1 protein-coding gene is annotated in these 1697 nt (G+C 35.9%); it reads left to right on the plus strand.

The window, feature by feature from the left end:
* Positions 1–54: 54 nt before the first annotated feature.
* Positions 55–1623 (plus strand): IS66 family transposase, encoded by a 1569-nt coding sequence (gene tnpC, locus ACEN36_RS12900; protein ID WP_207558009.1) that lies wholly within the window; start codon positions 55–57, stop codon positions 1621–1623.
* Positions 1624–1697: the final 74 nt, after the last annotated feature.

The following is a 1697-nucleotide window of genomic DNA, read 5'->3' on the forward strand; positions in this document are numbered from 1 at the left end:
TATCTTATTTGGTATAATAAGACTATAGATTTTGAGAAAAGGCAGGTGTAGAAAATGACTGAGTTGGAACAAATGTTGATGAAGAAACTAGAATTAGCAGATGAACAAAATAAACAGCTAACTGAACAGTTAGCCTTATTAACTGAGCAAGTGCAGCTGTTAACTCAAAAGTTATTTGGTCGTTCTAGTGAGAAGTCTAAGACGAATACACCTGTCGAAAATCAACTTAGTTTATTTACTGATGCAGATTTAAATATTTTTAATGAAGCCGAAGTATCTCAAGACAAAAAAGCATCTGAGATCAGTCACTTACAAGAGATTAAAGTAAAAAAACGTACGGTAGGACAGAAAGAAAAATTAATAAAGAATCTACCGATCATCAACGTTAATTGTATGTTACATGAAGACGAATGCCATTGTGAATGGTGTAATACAGAATTAAAAATCATTGGAAAAGAAGAAGTTCGCCAAGAAATTGAATTTATTCCTGCTCACCTAAAAGTGAGAAAAATTATGCGCTATGCTTATGAGTGTCCAACTTGTAAGAAAGATGGTGCAGACAATATTGTTAAAGCTGTAACCCCTGCACCTGTTATACCTAGAAGTTTAGCTTCCGCAAGTTCAGTAGCTTGGTTGATGCACCAAAAATTTGAATTGAGTGTACCTTTTTACCGTCAAGAGAAAGAATGGGAAAACTATGGTATTGCACTTAGCCGTGCCACTATGGCTAATTGGGTAATAAAAGCTTCTAACCAATGGTTAAAGCCTATATTTGATCTATTACATCAACAGCTTCTGCACTCGAGAGCTATCCATGTAGATGAAACAACCATGCAGGTTCTAAAAGAACCAGGTAAAAAGGCAACAACAAAATCTTATATGTGGCTCTACCAAAGTAGTAAAGACTCACCTGAGCAAATTGCGCTTTACCAATATAAACCTACTCGAGCAGGAGAAAATGCGAGGAAGTTTTTAGAAGGTTACCGTGGCTTTATGCATTGTGATGGTTATGAAGGTTACAATAAAGTTACTGAGGTAACACGTGTAGGCTGTTGGGCTCATCTTCGCAGAAAGTTTAATGATGGCATCCCAAAAAACGCCATGCAAAACAAATCTCAATCTGAGATTGGAAAAGACTTCTGTGATCAACTCTTCAAAGTTGAACGAGAAATCGCCTTTCTTTCCCCAGAAGAAAGATTCATTCAACGGAAAGAAAAAGCGACTCCAATCTTAAATAAGTTTTGGAATTGGGTAGAGCATACAAATGCATTGAAGAGTTCAATTCTTGGAAAAGCATTACAATATGCAAAAAATCAAAAGCCTTACTTAATGAACTACCTTAAGGATGGTGAATGCCAGCTCTCAAACAATCTAGCAGAGCGTAGTATTCGTCCATTCGTGGTCGGTCGTAAAGTTTGGAATTTTTCTACCAGCACCAAAGGTGCAACAGCGAGTGGTGTAGTTTATAGTATTATTCAAACTGCAAAAGTTAATGGATTAAGCCCATATAAGTATCTTCAATACTTATTTGAAGAACTACCCACTACTCCATTTAAAGAAGAACCCGAATTACTTCAAAATCTATTACCATGGAGTAAAGAAGTTCAAGAAAGCTGCAAATAACCCTTACTGTAATACAAAACTATTGTAGCAAGGGTTATTTGTTATATCTATATACCGTTTCATTTTGCGCTTAC

The organism is Desemzia sp. FAM 23989, from assembly GCF_045528345.1.
In the GTDB taxonomy this organism is placed as follows: Bacteria; Bacillota; Bacilli; order Lactobacillales; family Carnobacteriaceae; genus Desemzia.